Annotated in this window: 18 protein-coding genes; 9 read left to right on the forward strand and 9 right to left on the reverse strand. The window is 70.2% G+C overall.

Annotated features, from left to right (window positions below; translation table 11 throughout):
- Positions 1 to 10 precede the first annotated feature (10 nt).
- Positions 11 to 553, reverse strand: coding sequence for a hypothetical protein (locus PH203_RS11420; protein WP_289919377.1), 543 nt, complete (start codon positions 551 to 553; stop codon positions 11 to 13).
- Positions 554 to 971: 418 nt separating this feature from the next.
- Between PH203_RS11420 and PH203_RS11425 the strand changes: the two genes are divergently transcribed.
- Genes PH203_RS11425 through PH203_RS11445 form a run of 5 tightly spaced genes read left to right on the forward strand, consistent with a single transcriptional unit; the run spans position 972 to position 9,080 of the window.
- A complete protein-coding gene (locus PH203_RS11425) occupies positions 972 to 3,869 on the forward strand; it encodes a nitrate- and nitrite sensing domain-containing protein (protein ID WP_289919379.1) in 2,898 nt (965 codons plus the stop codon).
- A complete protein-coding gene (locus tag PH203_RS11430) occupies positions 3,866 to 4,303 on the forward strand; it encodes a roadblock/LC7 domain-containing protein (protein ID WP_289919383.1) in 438 nt (145 codons plus the stop codon). Before PH203_RS11425 ends, PH203_RS11430 begins: the two co-directional genes overlap by 4 nt.
- A gap of 9 nt (positions 4,304 to 4,312) precedes the next feature.
- Positions 4,313 to 4,708 carry a DUF742 domain-containing protein gene (locus tag PH203_RS11435; RefSeq protein WP_289919387.1) on the forward strand — a complete coding sequence of 132 codons (396 nt, stop codon included), beginning with the start codon at positions 4,313 to 4,315 and terminating at the stop codon, positions 4,706 to 4,708.
- A 51-nt stretch (positions 4,709 to 4,759) separates the two neighbouring features.
- The gene (locus tag PH203_RS11440) at positions 4,760 to 8,491 is read left to right on the forward strand and encodes a hydantoinase B/oxoprolinase family protein (protein ID WP_289919389.1); all 3,732 of its coding nucleotides are present in this window, start codon (positions 4,760 to 4,762) and stop codon (positions 8,489 to 8,491) included.
- The gene (locus PH203_RS11445) at positions 8,472 to 9,080 is read left to right on the forward strand and encodes an ATP/GTP-binding protein (protein WP_289919390.1); all 609 of its coding nucleotides are present in this window, start codon (positions 8,472 to 8,474) and stop codon (positions 9,078 to 9,080) included. Before PH203_RS11440 ends, PH203_RS11445 begins: the two co-directional genes overlap by 20 nt.
- Before the next feature lie 99 nt (positions 9,081 to 9,179).
- Here PH203_RS11445 and glpK read toward each other — a convergent pair whose 3' ends face one another.
- From glpK to PH203_RS11470, 5 genes are all read right to left on the reverse strand, one after another.
- Positions 9,180 to 10,691, reverse strand: a complete 1,512-nt coding sequence (gene glpK / locus PH203_RS11450) for a glycerol kinase GlpK (protein ID WP_289919392.1) — start codon at positions 10,689 to 10,691, stop codon at positions 9,180 to 9,182.
- Positions 10,692 to 10,713: 22 nt separating this feature from the next.
- Positions 10,714 to 11,439, reverse strand: a complete 726-nt coding sequence (locus PH203_RS11455) for an MIP/aquaporin family protein (protein WP_289919394.1) — start codon at positions 11,437 to 11,439, stop codon at positions 10,714 to 10,716.
- Positions 11,440 to 11,752: 313 nt separating this feature from the next.
- Complete coding sequence (locus PH203_RS11460; RefSeq protein WP_289919396.1) at positions 11,753 to 13,405, reverse strand: GGDEF domain-containing protein; 1,653 nt, start codon at positions 13,403 to 13,405, stop codon at positions 11,753 to 11,755.
- Between the two features lie 142 nt (positions 13,406 to 13,547).
- Positions 13,548 to 14,738 (reverse strand): lipid-transfer protein, encoded by a 1,191-nt coding sequence (locus PH203_RS11465; RefSeq protein WP_289919465.1) that lies wholly within the window; start codon positions 14,736 to 14,738, stop codon positions 13,548 to 13,550.
- Positions 14,735 to 15,163, reverse strand: coding sequence for a zinc ribbon domain-containing protein (locus tag PH203_RS11470; RefSeq protein ID WP_289919468.1), 429 nt, complete (start codon positions 15,161 to 15,163; stop codon positions 14,735 to 14,737). Before PH203_RS11470 ends, PH203_RS11465 begins: the two co-directional genes overlap by 4 nt.
- Before the next feature lie 98 nt (positions 15,164 to 15,261).
- On the opposite strand from PH203_RS11470, the gene PH203_RS11475 reads away from it, so the two are divergent.
- On the forward strand, positions 15,262 to 16,065 hold the full coding sequence (locus tag PH203_RS11475; RefSeq protein ID WP_289919398.1) for a M15 family metallopeptidase: 804 nt from the start codon (positions 15,262 to 15,264) through the stop codon (positions 16,063 to 16,065).
- A gap of 53 nt (positions 16,066 to 16,118) precedes the next feature.
- Positions 16,119 to 16,655: an NUDIX domain-containing protein gene (locus tag PH203_RS11480; protein WP_289919401.1), complete on the forward strand. Its 537-nt coding sequence runs from the start codon at positions 16,119 to 16,121 to the stop codon at positions 16,653 to 16,655.
- A gap of 1 nt (position 16,656) precedes the next feature.
- Here PH203_RS11480 and PH203_RS11485 read toward each other — a convergent pair whose 3' ends face one another.
- On the reverse strand, positions 16,657 to 19,023 hold the full coding sequence (locus PH203_RS11485) for a TIM-barrel domain-containing protein (RefSeq protein ID WP_289919404.1): 2,367 nt from the start codon (positions 19,021 to 19,023) through the stop codon (positions 16,657 to 16,659).
- Positions 19,024 to 19,236: 213 nt separating this feature from the next.
- On the opposite strand from PH203_RS11485, the gene PH203_RS11490 reads away from it, so the two are divergent.
- Entirely contained in the window at positions 19,237 to 21,204 is a 1,968-nt protein-coding gene (locus PH203_RS11490) for an acetoacetate--CoA ligase (RefSeq protein WP_289919406.1), read from the forward strand.
- A gap of 135 nt (positions 21,205 to 21,339) precedes the next feature.
- Positions 21,340 to 22,236, forward strand: a complete 897-nt coding sequence (locus PH203_RS11495; protein ID WP_289919409.1) for a hypothetical protein — start codon at positions 21,340 to 21,342, stop codon at positions 22,234 to 22,236.
- Positions 22,237 to 22,306: 70 nt separating this feature from the next.
- Here the strand turns inward: PH203_RS11495 and ptsP are convergent, their stop codons facing one another.
- Entirely contained in the window at positions 22,307 to 23,977 is a 1,671-nt protein-coding gene (ptsP, locus tag PH203_RS11500) for a phosphoenolpyruvate--protein phosphotransferase (protein ID WP_289919410.1), read from the reverse strand.
- A 79-nt stretch (positions 23,978 to 24,056) separates the two neighbouring features.
- The gene (locus PH203_RS11505; protein ID WP_289919412.1) at positions 24,057 to 24,506 is read right to left on the reverse strand and encodes a PTS glucose transporter subunit IIA; all 450 of its coding nucleotides are present in this window, start codon (positions 24,504 to 24,506) and stop codon (positions 24,057 to 24,059) included.
- Between the last annotated feature and the right edge of the window lie 422 nt (positions 24,507 to 24,928).

Consider the following 24,928-nt stretch of genomic DNA (forward strand, 5'->3'; position numbering starts at 1 on the left):
CCTGGTCCGGTCAGGAGTGGGACAAGCGGCCGGCTCCGCCACGGCGCCGTATCCGCTCCTGCGCCCGCTCCGCGGCCCGTGTCTGGCGTCGGGCCCTGCGTCGTTCGCGCCGCAGGGCCCGGGCGGTGCTGCTCGGGACCGACACGACGCCGTTGCGCTGGTTCCAGACCTGACGGGTCACCCAGACGTCCAGGGCGCCCCAAGTCGCCACCACGGTGCTGGCCACGCTGCTGAGGACCATCGGGAAGGCCAGCCATGATCCGGCCAGTGTGCACAGGAACGCGACCATCGCCTGGACCAGTGTCACGGCGATGATGAGCACCGCGCGCACCGCCGATGTGCGCACCGGATCGGGCATCCGGCGTCGGCGCGCGGGCTCCTCGATCCACAACTGCCGGTAGTACGACTGCTCTTCGGGCGCTGCGTGCTCGGCGAGCCCGCTGCCCTCCCCGCGCTCCGGAATGTCGCGATCCAGTGCCTCGGGGCTCCGTCGGGCTGTCAACTGCCCTACTGCACCGTCCGCGGGCGCCTCGCGCCGCTCCGCCGTGCCCATCAACGTGTCACTCCCCACCGCCAGCAGACCCCTCGCCCGTGTGCGAACACACGGCTCCCCAGTGGCTGCCCGGCTTGCGCCCTTTTACGCCGCCCGGTTGCGGGATGCGGCTCGTGTGGCCGATTCCGCCCCCATTTCCTGAAGAGAAGGACGTATGACACGCCCTGAAGATTCCCGGGAAACGAAAAATTCTGGCCAACTGCCCAGCCGTATCGATCGGATCCGTACACCCGGTTGGTGCGGAAAAGGGGGAGGCTATCTGCCGCAATGCCCCGACAACCGACCATCTCGCGCCGCCGGTGCGGGAGTTCGGTCTCCGGACCGGTCTTCGAGTTAACTGTGCGACGGTAGTAGGCTCGCGCCGTTTATTGACGTACATGTGTGCCCCCGGCCGATGGGGGTCGAGCTGGGGGAGGCCATGCGCTTTCGCGGGAAGTCGATCCGCCGGAAGATCGTGGCGCTGCTTCTCGTGCCGCTGGTGTCCCTGGCCGCGATCTGGGGCTTCGCCACGGTACTCACGGGAAGGGCGGTCACTCAGCTCTTCCACGTGTCCGCCGTCGTCGAGGACATCGGGTATCCCACCGAGGACACGGTCCGGGTCCTGCAGCAGGAACGCCGCCAGACCCTCGTCTATCTGGCCGACCCCCGGGCCTCGGACGCGCTCGCCTCGCTCCGCGAGACCCGCACCGCCACCGACGACGCCATCGCCGAACTCCGCAAGAACGCCACGGACCCCGACGTCCGTGACGGCCTCGACCAGGACGACGAGGAACACCTCACCGCCATGCTCGACGCCTTCGACAGCGTCGACTCCCTGCGCCGCAGCGTCGAAGAGGACGCGGTCGACCGCTTCCAGGCACTCGAGCGCTACAACCGCCTCGTGGACCCCTGCTACGCCCTGCTGGCCTCCCTCGACGGGGTGGACAGCGTGGAGATGGACAAGCAGGCCCGTGCCCTGGTCAACATCACACGCGCCCGTGAAATCCTCTCCCGCGAGGACGCCCTGCTCGGCTCCGCCCTGGTCGTCGGGCAGCTCAGCCACAAGGAGATCCAAGCGGTCTCCGACCTGATCGCGCAGCGCACCGTGCTGTACGACATCAGCCTGCCGGTCCTGCCCGCGTCGGAGCGCGACCGCTACGAACTGCTCTGGAAGAACGCCTCCACCGCATCCCTGCGCTCCGCCGAGGAAGCCGTCGTCGACTCGGAGCCCGGCCCGTCCCGCTTCGTCACCGCCAAGAGCTGGGACGCCGCCGCAGGCAGCGTGCTCGACCAACTCGCCACCCTCAACGACCATGCGGGCGACCGCTATCAGGACCGCGTGCAGCCGGTCGCGATGAACGTCATCGTCAAGGCCGCCGTCGCCGGTGTTCTCGGTCTGGTCGCCCTCCTCTTCTCGCTCTTCCTCTCCGTACGTGTTGGCCGCGGCCTCATCCGCGACCTGCGCCAGCTGCGCCTTGAGGCCCATGAGGCGTCCGGCGTGCGGCTGCCCAGCGTCATGCGCAGGCTGTCCGCGGGCGAACAGGTCGACGTGGAGACCGAGGTCCCGCGGCTGGAGTACGACAAGAACGAGATGGGCGAGGTCGGCCAGGCCCTCAACACCCTCCAGCGGGCCGCCGTCGAGGCCGCCGTCAAACAGGCCGAACTGCGCGCGGGTGTCTCCGAGGTCTTCGTGAACCTCGCCCGCCGCAGCCAGGTGCTCCTGCACAAGCAGCTCACCCTGCTCGACACGATGGAGCGCCGGACCGAGGACACCGACGAACTCGCCGACCTGTTCCGCCTCGACCACCTGACCACCCGTATGCGCCGCCACGCCGAGGGCCTGGTGATCCTTTCCGGCGCCGCCCCGTCCCGGCAGTGGCGCAAGCCCGTCCAGCTCATGGACGTCGTACGCGCTGCCGTCGCCGAGGTGGAGGACTACGAGCGCATCGAGGTCCGCCGGCTGCCGAGGGTCGCCGTCACCGGACCGGCCGTCGCCGACCTCACGCACCTCGTCGCCGAACTCCTGGAGAACGCCACGGTGTTCTCCCCGCCGCACACCGCCGTCCAGGTCCTGGGCGAGCGCGTCGCCAACGGCTTCACCCTGGAGATCCACGACCGCGGCCTCGGCATGGCGGCCGACGCCCTGCTCGACGCCAACCTCCGGCTCGCCGAGACACCGGAGTTCGAGCTCTCCGACACCGACCGGCTCGGCCTGTTCGTCGTCAGCCGACTCGCACAGCGGCAGAACGTCAGGGTCTCGCTGCAGCCCTCGCCGTACGGCGGCACCACGGCTGTCGTCTTCATCCCGGTCACCCTGCTGACGGACGACGTCCCCGACACCAACGGCATCGGCTTCCGCCTCGACCGCCCCACGCCGTCCAAGGAGGCCGAACTCGAGGAGGCCCGCCGGGCCCAGCTCGCCCATGTGCCGGTGCAGCTGCCCGGTCTCAACGGCGGACTCCTGGACGGCCCCGTCGAGCTGGAGGCCCCCGTCGACCTGGACGCGATCGACGACATCCCCGGCGACCTCGACGACGAGGACAGCGAACACGGCGGGCTGTTCCGCCCGCGCCGCTCCCTGTCCCGTACGGACACGTCGGGCGACGAACCCCGCGATGTCCCCGACGGCGAACCGAACGCCCCGGTGTCGCTGCACCGCCGCCACACCCCCAAGCTGGTCAGTTCGCACGGCCGCCCGGTGAACGAGCAGCGCGACGAGGCGGGGGACGAGTCCTCGACGGGCTCGAACCGGTCCCTCTCCCCGGCGGCACCGCCCCTTCCCGCGCGCCGACGCGCAACCGGCCCCCAGCTCCGGGCCACCGGCGTCGCCGACCGACTCGACGAGCAGCGTGCCGAGACCCCGGCAGCCACCGGCCGTGAGCTCGGCGGGAGCACACCGGGTGCCCCGGCCCTCCCGAGGCGCACCCGGCGCGCCGAGATCGCGTCGAGCGGCGCGGGCGAGCCCACCCACGACCCGGCCTCCGGCGCCCTCACGGAACAGCGGAGCGGCTCCGCCTCCGTGCTGCCGGAGAACAGCCCGGCCCGCCCGCGCCAGCAGATCGGCCCCGGCCCCGCGGCACAGGGGACCGAGCCCGGCACCGCCCCCCTGCCCCGCCGCGTTCGCCAGGCCAATCTGGCCCCGCAGCTGAAGCAGGGTCCCGCCGAGCGCCGCACCGACCACGACAGCGGGTTCGAGGAGCGGGACGCAGACCAGGTACGCAACCGTATGGCTTCGCTCCAGCGCGGCTGGCAGCGAGGCCGTGCGGAGAACGACGCCGCGGGCGAAGACACCCACAGCGGCACAGCACCACAAGGAACTAAGGGGGACGGTCGATGACCGCACCGAAGGCGACCGGCCACATCGCGACCAACAGGTCCGGCGAGCTCAACTGGCTCCTGGACGATCTGGTGGACCGCGTCGCAAGCATCCGCAAGGCCGTCGTGCTCTCCGGCGACGGGCTGGCGACGGGGGCCTCCAAGGACCTCACCCGGGAGGACAGCGAGCACCTGGCCGCCGTCGCCTCCGGCTTCCACAGCCTCGCCAAGGGCGTGGGCCGGCACTTCGAGGCGGGCAATGTCCGGCAGACGGTCGTCGAACTCGACGACGCCTTCCTCTTCGTGACGGCCGCCGGCGACGGCAGCTGCCTCGCCGTTCTCGCCGACGCGGACTCCGATGTCGGCCTGGTCGCCTACGAGATGACGCTCCTCGTCAAGCGGGTCGGTGCACATCTGGCCTCCGCTCCGCGCACCGATCTGCCTCAGGGCGGGTAGTGAGATGGCATGAGCACAGACGGTCAGGGAAGAAGCCACTGGTTCGATGACGAGGCCGGACCGGTCGTCCGTCCGTACGCCATGACGCGAGGCCGCACCACCAGTGCGGGCCAGCACCGGCTCGACCTCATCGCGGTGGTCGTGGCGGAAGCCCAGGCGGACGATCCGGAAGGCGATCACACGCTTTCCCCGGAGCATGTGGACATCGTCGACCTGTGCCGGGACGCCCCGCAGTCGGTCGCCGAACTCTCCTCCGAACTCGACCTGCCCATCGGTGTGGTCCGGGTGCTCGTGGGCGACCTCGTGGCCGGCGAGTTCGTCCATGTGAACCGGCCCGTACCGCCCGCCGAGCTGCCGGACGTGAGCATCCTGCGGGATGTGATCAACGGCCTCCGGGCGCTGTGACCGAGCGCCCCGCGCCCTGAGCGGGCCGGGCGCCGGAACGGCCCTCCCGATATGATCCGACTGATCGTCGACAACCATCCGCAGACGGTCTGCCGCCACTCTGCGGACACGGTGCCGAACAGCACGATCGGGGAGACGGACGTGACGACAGGCTGGCAGTTCTGGGTCGACCGGGGCGGCACCTTCACCGACATCGTCGCGCGCCGCCCGGACGGCCGGCTGCTCACCCACAAGCTGCTCTCCGAGAACCCCGCCCGCTACAGCGACGCCGCGGTCACCGGCGTACGAGAGCTCCTCGACGGCTCCGAAGCCCCCGTGGAAGCCGTCCGCATGGGTACCACCGTCGCCACCAACGCCCTCCTGGAACGCAAGGGCGAGCGCACCCTCCTGATCGTCACCCGCGGCTTCCGCGACGCCCTGCGCATCGCCTACCAGAACCGCCCCCGCATCTTCGCCCGCCGCATCGAACTTCCGGAGCTGCTCCATGAGCGCGTCCTGGAGGTCGACGAGCGCATCGCCGCCGACGGCACCGTCCTGCGCGCCCCCGACCTGGACGCCCTCACCGGCCTCCTCCAGGAGGCGTACGACGACGGAATCCGCGCCGTCGCCGTCGTCTGCCTGCACAGTCACCTCCACCCCGCGCACGAACAGGCCGTAGGGCAGCTGGCCGCCCGGATCGGCTTCCCACAGATCTCGCTGTCCAGCGAGGTCAGTCCGCTCATGAAGCTCGTCCCGCGCGGGGACACCGCCGTCGTCGACGCCTACCTCTCGCCCGTGCTGCGCCGCTACGTCCAGCATGTCGCCGACGAACTCGAAGGCGTACGGCTGATGTTCATGCAGTCCAACGGCGGTCTCGCCGAGGCCGGGCAGTTCCGCGGCAAGGACGCCGTGCTCTCCGGGCCCGCCGGCGGCATCGTCGGCATGGCCCGTATGTCGCAGCTCGCCGGCTTCGACCGCGTCATCGGCTTCGACATGGGCGGCACCTCCACCGACGTCTCCCACTTCGCCGGCGAGTACGAACGCGTCTTCACCACCCAGATCGCCGGCGTGCGGCTGCGCGCCCCGATGCTCGACATCCACACCGTCGCGGCCGGCGGCGGCTCGGTGCTCCACTTCGACGGGTCCCGCTATCGCGTAGGGCCGGACTCGGCCGGCGCGGACCCCGGGCCCGCCTGTTACCGCGGTGGCGGCCCGCTGGCCGTCACCGACGCCAACGTCATGCTCGGCCGCATCCAACCCGCCCATTTCCCCGAGGTGTTCGGCCCTGACGGCGACCAGCCCCTCGACGCCGAAGTCGTCCGCGACCGCTTCGCCGCCCTCGCGCGTGAGATCAGCGAGCGGACCGGCGACGACCGCACCCCCGAACAGGTCGCCGAGGGCTACCTCCAGATCGCGGTCGCCAACATCGCCAACGCCGTGAAGCGGATCTCCGTCCAGAAGGGCCACGACGTCACCCGCTACGCCCTCACCACCTTCGGTGGCGCAGGCGGGCAGCACGCGTGCATGGTCGCCGACTCGCTGGGCATCCGCACCGTCCTGGTGCCGCCCATGGCCGGTGTCCTCTCCGCACTCGGCATCGGCCTCGCCGACACCACCGCCATGCGCGAACAGTCCGTCGAGGCGCCCCTGGAGGCCGCCTCGATGCCGGGCGTCCTCAAGACCGCCGACGACCTGGAGAGCGCAGCCCGCGCCGAACTCCTCGCCGAGGACATCCCCGACGACCGCATCCGCGTCACCCGTCGCGCCCAGCTCCGCTACGACGGCACCGACACCACCCTCACCGTCGAACTGACCGAGCCCGGCGAGATGGGGCAGGTCTTCGAAGCCCGTCATCGCGCCACGTACTCCTTCACGCTCGACCGCCCGATCGTCGTCGAGGCCCTCTCCGTCGAAGCCACCGGCATCACACAACCCCCCGATCTCTCGGCCCTCGCCCCGTACCAAGGCCGCTCCGCCACCCCGGACACCGTCCGCCTCCACACCGGCGGAACCTGGCGCGATGTACCCCTCCACCGCCGCGAGGACCTCCCTCCCGGCGAGACCGTCACCGGCCCCGCGATCATCACCGAGGCCAGTGCGACGACCGTCGTCGACGACGGCTGGCAGGCCGTGGCGCGAGACGACGGGCATCTGGTCATGGAACGCGCGGCGGTTACGCAGAGTTCCGATCTCGACACAAAAGCCGACCCGGTCCTCCTCGAGGTCTTCAACAACCTGTTCATGTCCATCGCCGAACAGATGGGCGCCCGCCTCGAATCCACCGCCCAGTCCGTGAACATCAAGGAGCGCCTGGACTTCTCCTGCGCGCTCTTCGACCCGGACGGAAACCTCGTCGCCAACGCGCCGCACATCCCCGTCCACCTGGGCTCGATGGGCACCAGCGTCAAGGAGGTCATCCGGCGGCGCGGAGCCGGGATGCGGCCGGGGGACACGTACGCGGTCAACGATCCGTACCACGGCGGTACGCATCTGCCGGACGTCACGGTGATCACTCCGGTGTTCGGGACCGAGGGCGTCGAGGACACGGAGAGTGACCGGAGGATCCTCTTCTACGTCGCCTCCCGCGGCCACCACGCCGAGATCGGCGGCATCGCCCCGGGCTCCATGCCCGCGAACAGCCGCACGATCGAGGAGGAGGGCATCCTCTTCGACAACTGGCTGCTCGCCGAGAACGGCCGCTTCCGCGAGAACGAGACCCTCCGCCTGCTCACCGAGGCCCGTTATCCCTCCCGCAACCCGAAGACCAACCTCGCCGACCTGCGCGCCCAGATCGCCGCCAACCAGAAGGGCGTCGACGAAGTCGCCCGCATGATCGAGCACTTCGGACTCGACGTCGTCCAGGCGTACATGCGCCACGTCCAGGACAACGCCGAGGAGGCGGTGCGCCGGGTCATCGACGCCCTCGACGACGGCGAGTACGCCTACGAGACCGACTCGGGCGCCGTCATCCGGGTACGCGTGCGCGTGGACCGCGAGAACCGCACCGCGACGGTCGACTTCACCGGTACGTCGGCCCAGCTGGACAGCAACTTCAACGCCCCCTTCGCGGTGGTCAACGCGGCCGTCCTGTACGTCTTCCGCACCCTCGTCGCCGACGACATCCCCCTCAACGACGGCTGTCTGCGCCCGCTGAGGATCGTCGTACCGCCCGGCTCGATGCTCGCGCCCGAGCCGCCCGCCGCCGTCGTCGCCGGCAACGTCGAGACCTCCCAGGCCATCACCGGCGCCCTGTACGCGGCACTCGGCGTCCAGGCCGAGGGCTCCGGAACCATGAACAACGTGACCTTCGGCAACGCCCGCCATCAGTACTACGAGACCGTGGCGTCCGGCTCCGGGGCGGGCGACGGCTTCCCCGGAGCGCCCGTCGTCCAGACCCATATGACCAACTCGCGGCTCACCGATCCCGAAGTCCTGGAGTGGCGACTACCGGTCAGGCTCGAGGAGTTCGCCGTACGACGGGACAGCGGCGGCAGCGGACGATGGCGCGGCGGAGACGGTGCGGTGCGCCGCATCCGCTTCCTGGAGCCCATGACGGTCTCCACGCTCTCCCAGCACCGCCGGGTCGCGCCGTACGGCATGGCGGGCGGCGGGCCCGGTGCGCTGGGCGCCAACCGCGTGGAGCGCGCGGACGGTACGGTCGTCGCACTCGGCGGAAGCGACGCGGCCGACGTCGGCCCCGGCGACGTTCTCGTCATCGAAACCCCCGGCGGCGGAGGCTACGGCCCACCGTCGCCCCATCCCCAGCAAGCAGGAGAAGAGACCGATGATCTTCGGGCGTTCTGAGCGCGGCAAGCCCCCGGTCGAGCCCGTCACGTTCAAGATCCTGGTGGCCGGCGGCTTCGGCGTGGGCAAGACCACGCTCGTGGGCGCGGTCAGCGAGATCAGACCGCTGCGCACCGAGGAGCTGCTCACCGAGGCAGGACGCCCGGTCGACGACACGCGTGGCGTGGAGGGCAAGCGCACCACCACGGTGGCCATGGACTTCGGGCGCATCACCTTGCGCGAGGACCTGGTGCTCTACCTCTTCGGGACGCCCGGGCAGGAGCGTTTCTGGTTCATGTGGGACGAGTTGTCCGAGGGCGCGCTCGGTGCCGTCGTGCTGGCCGACACCCGCCGGCTGGAGGACTGCTTCGCCGCCGTCGACTACTTCGAGCGGCGCTCCATACCCTTCGTGGTCGGCGTCAACTGCTTCGAGGGGTCCGCCCGTTACCCCATCGAGGACGTCCGCCAGGCCCTCGACCTCGACGAGGACGTACCGCTCCTGCTGTGCGACGCCCGTGACCGGGAGTCGGTCAAGGAGGTCCTCATCGGTGTGGTCCGGCACGCCATGGCGTACGCGGCGGAGCGCCGCCAGGCCGCCGTCACGAGCTGACACGGGGAACGGCCCGCACCCCCGCCGACCGGGGTACGGGCCGAGTTTTCTCAGCGCCACGCGCGCGTGCGGTTCACGGGAACGCACGCACGCGTGCCGCTAGTTCTCCCCGTCCTCCTGCCAGCCGAAGCTCTTCTCCACGGCCTTGCGCCAGTTGTGGTACTCACGGTCACGCACCGACGACTCCATGGCGGGCGTCCACTCGACGTCCTTCTGCCAGTGCGACTTCAGCTCGTCGAGGTCGTTCCACACACCCGTGGCGAGCCCGGCCGCGTACGCGGCGCCCAGGCAGGTCGTCTCGGAGACCTTCGGACGGACCACCGGTACGTCGAGCACATCCGCCTGGTGCTGCATGAGCAGGTTGTTCTTGGTCATGCCGCCGTCCACCTTCAAGGTGGTGATGTGCACCCCGGAGTCCTGGAACATGGCGTCCACGACCTCGCGCGTCTGCCAGCTCGTCGCCTCCAGCACCGCACGCGCGAGGTGCGCCTTCGTGACGTACCGCGTGAGGCCGGTGATGACACCGCGCGCGTCGGAGCGCCAGTACGGTGCGAACAGGCCGGAGAACGCGGGCACGATGTACGCGCCGCCGTTGTCCTCGACACTCGCCGCCAACGGTTCGATCTCGTCGGCGGTCCGGATGATGCCCAGCTGATCCCGGAACCACTGGACGAGCGCGCCCGTTATGGCAATCGACCCCTCCAGGCAGTACACCGGCGCCTCACCGCCGATCTTGTAGCCCATCGTCGTCAGCAGCCCGCTCTTCGACGGCACCGGCCGGTTGCCGGTGTTGAGCAGCAGGAAGGAGCCCGTGCCGTAGGTGTTCTTGGCGGTGCCCACGTCGTAGCAGGCCTGCCCGAACACGGCCGCCTGCTGGTCGCCCAGCGCCGACGCGACCGGTACGCCCGCGAGTTGGCCGACGGCGGTGCCGTACACCTCGGCCGACGACCTGATCTCGGGCAGGACCGCCTCGGGGATGGTCATGGCGGAGAGGATGGACTGGTCCCACTGGAGGGTCTCCAGGTTCATCAACATGGTGCGGCCGGCGTTCGTCACATCCGTGACGTGCACCCCGCCGTCCGTGCCGCCGGTGAGGTTCCAGATCAGCCAGGAGTCGATCGTGCCGAAAGCGATCTCGCCGCTCTCGGCACGCGCGCGCAGCCCTGGCACATTGTCGAGCAGCCAGGCCGCCTTCGGTCCGGAGAAGTAGGTGGCCAGCGGAAGCCCGGTCTGCTCGCGGAAACGGTCCTGCCCGTCCGTACCGCCGAGTTGGTTGGTCAGCGCCGCGGTCCTCGTGTCCTGCCACACGATCGCGTTGTGCACCGGCTTGCCGGTGGCCCGGTCCCACAGGACGGTCGTCTCGCGCTGGTTGGTGATGCCGAGCGCGCTCAGCTGGTCGGCGCGCAGCCCGGCCTTGGCGATCGCCCCGGCCACCACCGCCTGCACCTTGGACCAGATCTCGGTGGCGTCGTGCTCCACCCAGCCGGGCTTCGGGAAGATCTGCCGGTGCTCACGCTGGTCGACGGCGACGATGGCGCCGTCCTGGTTGAAGATGATGCAACGGCTGGAGGTGGTGCCCTGGTCGATCGCGGCGACGAACTTGTCCGTCATGACGTCCCCTTCGTCGGATGCTTCAGAACGCTGCGTTGAATATGAGCCCGGACAGCGCTCCGCCGATCAGCGGCCCCACCACCGGGATCCACGCGTAACCCCAGTCCGACGTGCCCTTGTTGGGGATCGGGAGCAAGGCGTGGGTGATGCGCGGGCCCAGGTCACGGGCCGGATTGATGGCGTACCCCGTGGGACCGCCGAGCGACAGACCGATGCCGACCACCAGGAACGAGACGATCAGGATCGCGGTGCCCGACTCGCCGAGGCCCTCGGTGAGACCGAAGGCGAGGATCGGCAGCACCAGGCCGACGGTCGCGATGATCTCCGTGATGAGGTTCGCCACGGGATTGCGGATCGCGGGCGCGGTCGAGAAGATCCCCAGCGTCGGCTGCGCCTTGTCCTCCTCGGCGTTCGCCTGGAACTGCGCGAAGTAGACCAGCCAGCACAGCACCGCGCCCAGAATGGCGCCGACCATCTGTCCCGCGATGTAGATGTGGACCTGGTCCCAGTCGTCGGTGTCGATGGCGATCCCGAGCGTCACCGCCGGGTTGAGGTGGCCGCCGGACAGCGGCGCGGCGGTGTAGGCCCCGGCGAGCACGCCGAAACCCCACCCGAACGCGATGACCACCCAGCCGGCGTCCTTCGCCTTGGAATAGTTCAGTACGACGGCGGCGACCACACCGGCGCCGAAGAGGATCAGAATCGCGGTACCGATGATCTCCCCGAGAAATACGTCTCCGTTGCTCATGGCGGCTCCTAGGCCCTGGCCCGGGGCGATCGGCCCCGGTCCTCCGTGCAGGGTGCGTTTCCCATGGCGACTTCAGCCGAAGGCAGGGAGATCCCGCGCCCCGCCCGGCGTCCGTGACGAGCGTGCCGTCGCAGCCGAATCGCCCGTGGGGGAACAGGCCTTGAATCCGCTGGGCCCGCGCGACACAGTGCGTGGATACGCCGCGAATGTACGACGATGTCGACTGACACCGGAAGTGTTCACCGGTGTCCAGGGGGCGTCAAGGACGCGGACGGCAACGGTTGGAGGCATGCGCCCTTCCGAGGGGGACCGCTCAGCCCAGGCCGGGTTCCGCCATCCCGTAGCCCGCCGCCGCGGCGGGAGCGCCCGTACCGCGACGGATCTCGTGCCCGGGCAGCCCCGCACGCCCCAGCACCCAGCTTGCCCCGCCGATCGACTTCGCGGCCTTCTTCAGCGGTGCCAGACACGCGGCCGCCTGCCGGTGGTCGGTGACGCTGCCGGGCACACACAGCACCGTGGCCAGGGACAGCGACACCGGACGGCCGCCCGCCGACCAGGACGCGTCCAGCATCGACGCGGCCAGTGGATCAAGCCCGTCCGGATCGGCCAGCACCAGGAAGTCGTCCCCGCCGATATGGCCGACGCGGGTACTTCCGGACGCTGCGTGCTGCAACGCCCGCCCCACCGAGCGGATCAGCTCATCACCGGCTGCGAAGCCGGCCCCGTCGTTCACCTGCTTGAAGTGGTCAACGTCCAGCCAGCTCAGCGCGAACGTCCGCCCGTCTGCGATCCGCCGGTCCACCTCACCGGTGATCGCGTCCGAACCGGGCAGCCGAGTCAGCGGATTGAGCCCGGCCGCCTCCTCGACCCGCGTCTCGGCCAACGCCCGTACGAGATCGGCGAGGCGCACGACACCCACGCACCGCCCGTACCGGTCGACGACGGCCACGTCGTCCGACGTGCGGCCCCGGTCGCCGACGGCCACGACGTCGAGGACCTGCCACGCGGTGGCGTCGATGCCCACAGTGCGCGGCGGATCGCCCAGCTTGGCGGCGGGCCGGTCGGCGTAGAGAGCGTGGCCGTAACGCCCCGACATCGACAGCAGGAAGCGGGAGCGGTGCACGGACCTGACCGGGACGCCGTGCGCGTCGACGAGCAGGACCCCGGAGACCTCCGGTGACCCGGTCAGCAGGGCCCGCACCTGGCCCGCGGATGCGGTGGCGGGCAGCAGCGCGGCGGGGCGTACGAACTCGCGCACCGACGGCCCCGACCGGGGTGGCGCGGCGACAGCGGGGGAGCGCGGCGGAACGTATACGTCCGCTGCGGGCAGCCGGGCCGGGGGTGCGAACAGATCGCCCTGCGCCAGCTGCGCGCCCGCCGACACGGCGGCCGCACACTGCAGTTCGGTCTCCACGCCCTCGACCGCCAGGAGCGCTCCCAGCTGGTCGCACAGGGTCCGCATCGCCCGCACCGCCGCGGGCCGGGCCAGCAGTGACGCGTCGAGCTTCACCAGGTCGGGCGCCATGTCGGTGAGCAGCCGCAGGGGCACGTCCCCGTCCCCCACGCCGTCCGCGCTGATCCGGAATCCCTGGGCCCGCAGGGCACCGACCGCTTCGAGGAGCGCCTGATGCGGCACATGCGTGAACGGCGGCCCGATGTCGATCGTCACCTCCCACGGCAGCCTGCCCGCCTCACGGACCGCGGTGTGCAGCGGGGTGAGTCCGCCGAGGTCGGCGAGGGTGCCGGCGAACACATTGATGTGCAGCGGCAGCAGAGTCTCCTTGCGTGCCGCCGCGCGGACCGCCGACACGGCCAGCCTGCCGTCGAGTTCGGGATCGCGGCGGGCCTCGGCCAGGATGTCGCCGGTCTCCGGGCGGGCGAGCGTCTCCAGCCCCGCGACCCCTCCGGTCGTCAGATTGACCACCGGCTGGAAGGCGAAGCGGAGAGTATCCGTCCAGGAGTGCACGGGAGCATGATGGCGCCGCTGGCGCACGCCCGAGCGCAGTTCATGAGACGTTCACGCAGGATTCTGAGGCGATCACGGAGCGTACGAGAAAGCCCTTGCCCCCGCCGCGGAACCCGATGCCCCGCCGCGTAACCGACGCGACTCACCGCACCGCGACCACCGCCGACCCATGCCCGAACAGCCCCTGATTCGCCGAGATCCCCACGCGCGCCCCGGCCACCTGCCGGTCACCCGAGACACCCCTCAACTGCCAAGTCAGCTCGCACACCTGGGCGATGGCCTGCGCCGGCACGGCTTCCCCGAAGGACGCCAGCCCGCCGCTCACGTTCACCGGTATTCGACCGCCCAGACCCGTCGCACCCTCCCTCAGCAGCTTCGCGCCCTCACCCTCTCCGCACAGGCCCAGGTCCTCGTACCACTGCAGCTCAAGCGCGGTGGAAAGGTCGTAGACCTCGGCCAGGGAGAGATCCTCCGGCCCGACGCCCGCCTCCTCGTAGGCGGCCGCGGCGATCGACTCCCGGAAGGTCCCCGCGGCGGGTTCCACCGCCACCGCGGAGTCCGTGGCGATGTCGGGCAGATCCAGCACTGTGCTGGGGTACCGGGGAGTCACCGTCGACACCGCCCGGATCCGCACCGGCTCCGCCGCCCCGTGCCGCCGCGCGAACTCCATGCTGGACAGCACCAGGGCCGCCCCGCCGTCCGAGGTCGCGCAGATGTCGAGCAGTCGCAGCGGATCGGCGACCACCGCGGAGGCGGCGACCTCGTCGGCGGTGACCCGCTTGCGGTAGCGCGCGTTCGGATTCAGCGCGCCCATGGCGGCGTTCTTGACCTTGACCTGCGCGAAATCCTCCGGCGTGTCCCCGAGTACGGCCATCCGCCGCCGCGCGTACAACCCGAAGTAGGCCGGGTTGGTCGCCCCGAGCACCCGGAAGCGCAACCAGTCCGGATCGTCGGGCCGATCGCCGCCGGCCGGCCGGAAGAACCCCTTGGGCGCCGCGTCCGCCCCCACCACGAGCACCACGTCCGCCAGTCCCGAAAGAATCTGCGCCCGCGCGGTGTTGACGGCCTGCGCCCCCGAAGCGCACGCCGCGTACACGCTCGTGACCCGGGCCCCCTGCCACCCCAGCGCCTTCGCGAACGTCGCCCCGGCCACATACCCCGGATAGCCGCCACGCACCGTGTCCGCGCCGACGATCGAGCCGACCTCCCGCCACTCCAGGCCCGCGTCCTCCAGCGCCGCGCGGGCCGCCGCCACGCCGTACTCGACAAAACCGCGCCCCCACTTGCCCCACGGGTGCATGCCCGCACCGAGCACCGCCACCTCACCCGTCACGCCGTCACCCCCGTCGTCGGCCGCCACTGCCAGGTCGTCCACACCGTCTCCGCGTCCTCATGGAGCACACCGGGAACGACCTCCACCTCCATGCCCACCGCCAGATCGGAGACGGTGAGCCCCGGAACCCCCTGCCCCAGCACCACGATCCGCTCTGCCTCCAGCTCCACAGCGATCAACGCGTACGGCTCCCACGGAAGTTCCGGATTCGTCACGTAGGGTGACGGAGGCCGGTATCGGCTGTCCGTGTAAGACCACACACACCCGCGCCGCGACAGGGGCACCTCCACCAGCTCGCCACCCGGACACCCGGGGTTGCGGCAGTTGGCGTCCTCGCGGGGGAAGAAGACCGCGGTGCAGGCCGAACAGCGGGTGCCGAGGAGACGGAAGTCGTCCCCGTCACCGGCGAACCAACCTGCCACCACGGCCGTACGTGCTCGCGACACGGTTCCTCCCGGACCTAGGATCTGACGGAACGTCAGAAGTGTGTCACGGGAGACGGGGGATGGGCAGAGGCAGAGGCATGAGACGACTCTCCAGTGCAGTACGAGGCCTGGTCACCACACTGGCCGCCATGCTGACCGTGACCGCCGCCGCGACCACCGCCCGGGCGACACCGGATCCCACGGCGCCGGCGGACTTCGTGGCGCTGAGATCGGTGGACCCCACGATCATCGAGGAGATGCGCTACTTCACCCCGCACAACTTCGTCGGCGAGCGCATCGACGGCTATCGGCAGCCCCTCTGCATCCTCACCCGCCCCGCCGCCGAAGCGCTCCACGAGGCCCAGGCGAAGCTGCTGCGGCAGGGCTACAGCCTCAAGGTCTACGACTGTTACCGCCCCCAGCGCGCGGTGGACCACTTCGTCCGCTGGGCCGAGGACCTCGACGACCAGACCATGAAGGCCGAGTTCTACCCGAACGTCGACAAGACCCGCCTGTTCGCCGACGGCTACATCGCGGAGAAATCCGGCCACAGTCGCGGCTCGACCATGGACCTCACGATCGTGAAGCTCCCTGCCCGGCCGACACGGCCTTACCACCCCGGCGAGACCCTCGTACCCTGCTATGCACCGCAGGCCGAGCGATTCCCCGACAACTCCGTCGACATGGGCACCGGATTCGACTGCTTCGACACCCTCGCGCACACCCTCGACCCCCGTGTCCAGGGTGAGCAGCGCGCCAACCGGCTGCTGCTGAAGGGCACCCTGGAGGAGCTCGGCTTCGTGAACCTGGCCGAGGAATGGTGGCACTACACCTTCAAGCCCGAGCCCTACCCGGACACGTACTTCGACTTCCCGGTGTCCTGGAAGTCCCTTACCGGCTGACTTCGGGCGGCCCCCGGAAGACGTCCCTCCGTTGATCGGATACAGTCCGCCGCGTGTCCGAAACTCAATCCTCCACCCCCAACTCCGCGCCCGACTCCCACTGTTCGAGCTGCGGAGCGCCCTACGGAGAGGGCGTCTCCGGTTGGCCCCGCACCTGCGCCGCGTGCGGCACCACGGCCTACCGCAACCCGCTGCCCGTCGCGGTGGCACTCCAGCCGGTGTACGACACCAAAGGCACCGCCCTCGTCGTCATCACCCGAACCGTCGCCCCCGCGCGCGGGGGCATCGCACTGCCCGGCGGTTTCATCGACGACCGGGAGGACTGGCGCCACGCAGTCGTCCGAGAGCTCAAGGAGGAGACCGGCATCGACGCGGAGAGCCGCGACGTACGCCTCGTCGACGCCATGAGCTCGCCCGACGGCCACCTCCTGCTCTTCGGCTCCCTGCCGGAACGCCCGGCCGACGGCCTGCCCCCGTCCGCCGCCACCAACGAGACGGAGGGCTGGCACCTGCTGCGCAGGCCCGAGGAACTCGCTTTCCCGCTGCACACACGGGCCGTACGGGCATGGTTCGAGGGCCGGTACATCTGACCTAGCACTCGCCGACACCTCGCACACGCACCGGGTGGGGCGGCGCGCTCACGCCGTCCTCACCTTCCCGCTCGACGACCACCCGCCGACCCCGCCAGCGGGCGGTGTAACGCTCGATGTCGGGCTCGCCCCACCCGTCACCCGCGTCCGGCACGAGCAGGCCCCCTCCGGTCCGCCCCCGGGCAGGCGCCCACACCTCCAGCTCCAGCCCGCCGTCCTCCCCGCGCACCGGCAGAACGGCACCCGCGCGCGCGAGCACGGGAATCCGCGACAACGGGGCATCCACCAGGATCTGCCCCGGCCCCTGGTAGACCCGCTCCGTCACCGTGTCGTACCAGCGCCCCCGCGGCAGCTGCACCGCACGTCTGTCCGCACCCGGGTCGAGCACCGGCGCCACCAGCAGACAGTCGCCCAGCAGAAACGCATCCTCACAGTCACGCAGCGCCCGGTCCTCGGGCGCCCCCCACCACAACGGCCGCACATAAGGCGCTCCGGTACGCCTCGCCAGATGCGCCAGCGTCATGAAGTACGGCAACAGACGCCGACGTTCCAGAAGCGCCACGCGCGCGTGCTCCAGTACATCGGGGCCGAACGACCACGGCTCCCGGCGCCCCGCCCGCAGACTCGCATGCGTCCGGAACAGCGGCAGATACGCGCCCAGTTGGAACCAGCGCAGATACAGCTCCGGTGACGGACTGCCGTCGAAGCCGCCGACATCCGGACCCGAATAGGGCACCCCGCACAGACCGAGCCCCATCACCAGCGACAGCGACGCCCGCAATCCGGGCCAGCCCGTGGCTATGTCACCGGACCAGGTGCCCCCGTAACGCTGCATGCCGGCCCAGCCCGAGCGGGAGAACACGAACGGACGCTCCTCGGGAGCCAGCTCCCGCAGCCCCTCGTAGCCCGCCCGGGCCATGCCCAGCGCGTACACGTTGTGCGCCTCACGATGGTCACCGCCCCGCCCCTCCAGATCGTGCCGCGCCGAACGAGGCAGCGTCGACTCCCCGAAGGCGGCGAACGAGGTGGGCTCGTTCATGTCGTGCCAGAAGCCCGCGAACCCCTGGGCGAGCCGCTCCTCGTAGAGCCGGCCCCACCACTCACGCACACGCGCGTGCGTGAAGTCAGGGAAGACCACCTCCCCGGGCCAGGCCACACCCCGCACCGGCCGCCCCGCGGCGTCCCGCACGAAGGCATCCTCGGCGACCCCACTGTCGTAGACGGTATTGCCCGGCTCGGCTTTCACCGCGGGGTCGACGATCGACACGAGCCGGATCCCGTCCCGCCCCAGTTCCTCGGCCAGCTGAGGAAGCTTGGGGAAGCGCTCGTGGTCGACGGTGAACGCCCGGTGCCCGTCGTAGTGGTCGATGTCCAAGTGGACGGCGTCCAGCGGCAGACCGCGCTCCTGGTACCCCGCGACGATCCGCCGCACCTCCTGCTCGCTCCCGAACCCCCACCGCGCGTGATGGTGCCCCAGCGCCCACGCCGGCGGCAGCGCCGGCGCACCGGTCAGCGAGGCCCACGCGAGCAGCACGCGCGCGGGAGTGCCCACCATCACCCAGCAGCGCAACGGACCGCCGGTCATCCGCAACTCGCACGCTCCGGCACGATCGTGCCCGGAACCGGCGCCCTCCTCGCCCTCCCGCAAGGTCACCGTGCCGTCCCACGAGGTGTCGTGGAACGCCAGATGGGTGGCCGCATCGGCCACGACGAGCTGCACGGGCATCGTGATGTACAGCGGATCGTCGCCGGGACCGAAGGCCCCGCCCGGATCGGTGTTCCACAGCCGGTATGTCCCATTCCGCAGCCGTGGCCCCGAAGCCCGACCGCCCAGCCCGAAGAACCTCGCGTCCGCGGGCACTTCCGAGCGCTGCATCCAGCGCGCCGGCCCGCCCTCGGCCAGCTCCCACCACCGCGGCGGCAGATCCCGGCGCACGGTCACCCCACCGGGCGTCAGCACCTCGATCGCCCCATGACGGGAGACGACGACCGTCGCCCGCTCACTCACCACCCGCCAGCCGCCGTCCTTGTCCGGTTCGAGGACGGCCCGGGGATCCGGCTCGGGACAGCGCTCCGCCAGCGCGTGCGACGGCTCGGGCCCCGCACCGTCCCACCCCCAGAAGACGGCCCCGTTGACGGCGACCATGATCCGCAGCTCGGAACGCCCGAACCGGATCACCCCACCACCCGGCCCCGGCTGCACCGACTGCACCGGACCAGGCACTCGGGCCCGCTCGGCCCCCCGCGGCGGCAGCCCGACGGCATCCGCACGCCGCATACGCCACGAAGCCCGTACGGCACGCAACCCCTGGGTCGCCCCCGCCGAACCGACCGCTTTCATCGAACGCACCAGGTCACGACCGTTCATGCTGCTCACCCTGCCACTGACCGCCCCACGCGCGCGTGTCGTTCAACTGCCGTTCACCCGTGCTGGGACCACATCTTCACGACACGGACTATGTGGGGCGCACCCTGGTGCAGAAGTCGATCACATGGCATCGTCCGTGTCATCCGCGTCGCGCGCACACCCCAGCCCGTGCGCGGAAGACGCACACGACGCGCACAGTCCGGGAGCCGCCCCATGTCGACCGTGAACCCCCAGCCGCTCTGGCAACCAGATCCGGAACGCATCGCGCAGGCACAGGTCACCAGGTTCCAGACCTGGGCCGCCGAGCACCACGGCGCCCCTTCCGAAGGCGGCTATCCCGCCCTGCACCGCTGGTCCGTCGACGAGCTGGACACCTTCTGGAAAGCCGTCACGGAATGGTTCGACGTACGGTTCTCGACCCCCTACGCGCGCGTACTCGGCGACCGCTCGATGCCCGGCGCCCAGTGGTTCCCCGGATCGACCCTGAACTACGCCGAACACGCCCTGTGCGCGGCCGCCACCCGTGCGGACGAACCGGCCCTCCTGTACGTCGACGAGGCCCACGAACCTCGCCCCGTCACCTGGTCCGAACTGAGCCGCCAGGTGGGCTCTCTCGCCGCCGAGCTGCGCGCCCTCGGCGTACGCCCCGGAGACCGCGTCAGCGGCTACCTGCCCAACATCCCGCAGGCCGTCGTCGCCCTTCTCGCCACAGCCGCGGTGGGCGGCGTCTGGACCTCCTGCGCCCCCGACTTCGGCGCCCGCAGCGTCCTCGACCGCTTCCAGCAGGTCGAACCGGTCGTCCTGTTCACCGTCGACGGCTACCGCTACGGCGGCAAGGAGCACGACCGCCGCGACATCGTCGCCGAACTCCGCCGCGAACTGCCCACCCTGAGGGCCGTCGTCCACATCCCCCTCCTCGGCACCGAGACCCCGGAAGGCGCCCTGGACTGGTCGGCCCTGACGAGCGCCCATGTGGAACCCGCCTTCGAGCAGGTGCCCTTCGACCACCCCTTGTGGGTGCTCTACTCCTCCGGCACGACCGGCCTCCCCAAGGCCATCGTCCAGTCCCAGGGCGGCATCCTCGTCGAGCACCTCAAACAGCTGGGCCTGCACTGCGACCTCGGCCCCGAGGACCGCTTCTTCTGGTACACGTCGACCGGCTGGATGATGTGGAACTTCCTCGTCTCCGGCCTCCTGACCGGCACCACGATCGTCCTCTACGACGGCAGCCCCGGCTACCCGGACACCGGTGCCCAATGGCGCATCGCCGAACGCACCCGGGCCACCCTCTACGGCACCTCGGCCGCGTACGTCATGGCCTGCCGCAAGGCCGGCGTGCACCCCGGCCGGGACTTCGACCTCTCCTCGGTGCGGTGCGTGGCCACCACCGGCTCACCACTGCCGCCCGACGGCTTCCGCTGGCTCCACGACGAGGTACGCGACGACCTCTGGATCGCCTCCGTCAGCGGCGGCACCGACGTCTGCTCCTGCTTCGCGGGCGCGGTACCCACCCTCCCCGTCCACATCGGCGAACTCCAGGCCCCCGGCCTCGGCACCGACCTCCAGTCCTGGGACCCCAGCGGCAAACCCCTCATCGACGAGGTCGGCGAACTCGTGGTCACCAACCCCATGCCGTCCATGCCGATCCACTTCTGGAACGACCCCGACGGCAGCCGCTACCACGACAGCTACTTCGACACCTATCCCGGCGTCTGGCGCCACGGCGACTGGATCACCGTCACCTCCCGCGGCTCCGTGGTCATCCACGGCCGCTCCGACTCGACGCTCAACCGACAGGGCGTACGCATGGGTTCGGCCGACATCTACGAAGCCGTCGAGCGCCTCCCCGAGATCAAGGAATCCCTCGTCATCGGCATCGAACAGCCCGACGGTGGCTACTGGATGCCCCTCTTCGTGCACCTGGCTCCCGGGGCCGCCCTCGACGAGACGCTCCTCGAGCGCATCAAGCAGACCATCCGCGAACAGCTCTCCCCGCGGCACATCCCCGACGAGATCATCGAGGTCCCCGGCATCCCGCACACCCTCACCGGCAAGCGCATCGAGGTCCCCGTCAAGCGCCTCCTCCAGGGCACACCGCTGGACAAGGCCGTCAACCCGGGCTCCATCGACAACCTCGACCTGCTCCACTTCTACGAGGACCTCGCCCGTAAACGAGCCTGACCGACGCAGCCGCCGACGCGGTCGGATTCCCTTCTGGGCCGCGTCAGCAGTCGGCGCTCCCGCCTCGCCCCACCCGTTGTCAGTGCTGCCGGTTACTGTGAGTGAGCATTGATCGACAGCGCACAGGGGGAAACGATGGCGCACACCGACCACCAGACAATGCGACGCGTCCTGCGCCGCGAAATCGCCGGCACCATCGGTCTGCTCACGGACGAGCAAGACTTCCGGGCCATGCGGCGCTACCGCAGCTTCACCTTCGACAACCACACCGTGTATCTCCAACAGGTGGAGGCACTCCTCAGGACACGAGCGTCGCAGGGCAGCCACACCGCGATCGCCCTCTTCGACCCACAGGAGTACGCCGACTTCTGCACGGACACCGGCCTGGACCCCGACATCCCGTCGAGCCGCACCCGGTTCACCGCCGAACTCGCCACCACGGGACCGACCCTCCCGTACGACGGGCGTCCCCTGACCGAACTCGTCCCGGACCTGATCGACGAGGCAGTCCGCCAAGCCACCTGGGAGTACGCCTCCACACTCCTCGCCCGCCTCGGCTCCTGCGCCTCCTGCGGCGAGGACATCGGCCGAGCGGCCTTCGCCCGCGCCTCGGACATCCTGGTCCGCATCCTCGACACGGCGCACCCGGGCAATCGACACCTTGTCTGCAGCGTCACAGCGACCCCGGAGACGCTCCTCTCGGTCCTCCATGCCGACATCTCCGCCGACGGCACCACAGAACTCGACGAAGCCGAAGCCCTCGAATTCACCACGGTCCTGGCCCTCGGCCTCGCGACCCACAGCCCCGGCGGACTCGTCATGCGGACCAGCACTCCGGGAACCACCACCGACCGCATCTACGGATGGCGGCTGCGAGGAGAAGGACTTGAACCCCTCACCGCCGGAGAGGTCTTCGACGCCTACTGCACCGACATCGAATCCGGAGACCTCATCTCACCGGAATCGGACGTCGACTACTGCGTCCCACCCGACCTCGGACCGGTCGGCCCCGAGCACGGACACCACCGCTGAGAAACAAAGGGGGCGCTCCACCCACAGGTGGAGCGCCCCACAAGAAGCACCGACGACCGGGAAAGCCCGACTACTCGCCGGACAGAACCGCCTGAGCGGCATTGCGTGCCTCATCGGCACTGTCCGCCGCCCGAGCCGCCGCCGCGGCACGCTCGCACTGCGCCAGCGTGTACTTCGCCAGAGTCGCCCGCACATAGGGGATCGACGCCGCACCCATGGAAAGGGAGGTGACACCCAGACCGGTCAGCACACACGCCAGCAGCGGGTCGGACGCCGCCTCACCACAGACGCCACAGCTCTTGCCCTCGGCCTTCGCCGCCTCAGCGGACAGCGCGACCAGGTCGAGCAGCGCGGGCTGCCAGGGATCCTGCAGCCGGGACACCGCACCCACCTGACGGTCCGCGGCGAAGGTGTACTGCGCGAGGTCGTTCGTTCCCAGCGACAGGAACTCGACCTCCTGCAGAATCGAGCGCGCTCGCAGCGCGGCCGACGGAATCTCCACCATCGCGCCGAACTTCGCCTGCAGACCCGCTTCACGGCACGCGTCGGCGAACGCCTTGGCGTCCGCACGGTCCGCCACCATCGGCGCCATGACCTCAAGGTAGACGGGCAGCCCCTCAGCGGCCTTCGCCAGGGCCGTCAGCTGGGTCCGCAGCACCTCAGGGTGGTCGAGCAGAGTCCGCAGACCGCGCACGCCCAGCGCGGGGTTCGGCTCGTCGCCCGGCGTGAGGAAGTCGAGCGGCTTGTCCGCGCCCGCGTCCAGCACACGCACGACGACCCGCCCCTCGGGGAAGGCTTCGAGGACCTGTCGGTAGGCCTCGATCTGCTTCTCCTCGGAGGGCGCGTTCTTGCTGTCGTCGAGGAAGAGGAACTCGGTGCGGAAGAGACCGACCCCCTCGGCCCCGGCCTCGACAGCGGCCGGCACGTCAGCCGGACCACCGACGTTGGCGAGCAGCGGCACCTTGTGGCCGTCGGCCGTGGCCCCGGGCCCGGTCGACGCCGCGAGCGCGGCCTTGCGCTCGGCTGCGGCCGCCTTCAGCTGCGCCTTCTTCTCCTCGCTCGGGTTCACGAAGATGTCGCCGGTGCTGCCGTCCACCGCGATCACGGTGCCCTCGGCGAGCTCGCCGGCACCCGGCAGCGCCACCACGGCCGGGACACCGAGCGCCCGCGCCAGAATCGCACTATGGCTGGTCGGTCCGCCCTCCTCGGTCACGAAACCGAGCACCAGAGTCGGGTCCAGCAGTGCGGTGTCGGCGGGCGCGAGGTCACGAGCCACCAGAACATAGGGCTCATCACTGTCCGGGACACCCGGCATGGGCACCCCGAGCAGGCGAGCGACGATACGGTTCCGCACATCGTCCAGGTCGGCCACCCGCCCGGCGAGGTATTCACCGGCTCCCGCCAACAACTCGCGGTAGGCGGCGAACGCGTCGTACACCGCACGCTCGGCGGTGCTGCCGACGGCGATGCGCCGGTCGACGTCCGCCATCAGCTCCGGATCCTGGGCCATCAGGGCCTGAGCCTCCAGCACGGCCTGGGCCTCGCCCCCCGCCAGATTGCCGCGCGCAATCAGGTCGGCCGCCACAGCCTCCACGGCCTTGCGGGCGCGCCCCTGCTCACGCTCCGCTTCCTCCGCCGGAATCTGCTTGGCAGGCGGTTCAAGCACCGCCGTCCCCATGTGCCGAACCTCGCCGATCGCCACACCGTGGCTCACGCCGACGCCTCGCAGCGTTGTCTCCATCTCACCCGTCTCCGATAGTGCGGCGGGTCCCGCCGCCGCGGTGGTTGCCACTACTTGCCGTCATAGGACGGAGCCGATGTCACTTCCAGACGAAGAGACTGTCGCCGGCCTTCACATCGCCGTCGTCACGCAGATCGGAGAGAGCTTCGGCCGTGGCTTCGAGTGCCACGATCGGGCAGACCGGCGACTTGCCGGCAGCTTCGACGGCGGCCGGGTTCCAGCGCACGATGGCCTGACCACGCGTCACGGTATCGCCCTTGTTGACGAGCAGTTCGAAGCCCTCGCCATTGAGCTGAACGGTGTCGATGCCGAGGTGCGTGAGCACGCCATGACCCTGCTCGTCGACGACGACGAAGGCGTGCGGGTGGAGCGAGACGATGACTCCGTCCACGGGCGCGACGGCCTCGGAGGCCTCACGCACGGGGTCGATCGCCGTACCCGGGCCGACCATGGCCCCGGAGAAGACCGGATCGGGCACGGATGCCAGTCCGATGGCGCGTCCTGCAAGTGGGGACGTCACGGTGGTCATGGGAAGCCTCCCAGGGGTGGAGATCGATATGTGCCGTCACTGCCTGTCCCGGACGGCACACTGTGAGCAGCGTATGTCATATGAACTGACGGTTCCGCATGGAAGATACCGCCTAGTGGTCTAGACCACCAACCCAGTCGATTTGCACGCCCTTCGAGGCCGCGTGTACAGTCGTACTCCTGCTTGAGGCCGAGCGGCGCTCCCAAGCGTCCTTGCTCAGCAGCAACCAAACTTGTCAGATCCTATCTCGGGGTCACCTTCTGCATGCCTGCGGGGGAGTGGTCAGAGAGTCGGAAAAACACTGATAGAGTTTGAAACACCGAAAGGGGAACTGCCCGGAGGAAAGCCCGGAAGGGTGAGTACAAAGGAAGCGTCCGTTCCTTGAGAACTCAACAGCGTGCCAAAAATCAACGCCAGATTAG

It is taken from the genome of Streptomyces sp. S.PB5 (genome assembly GCF_030403745.1).
GTDB lineage: Bacteria > Actinomycetota > Actinomycetes > Streptomycetales > Streptomycetaceae > Streptomyces.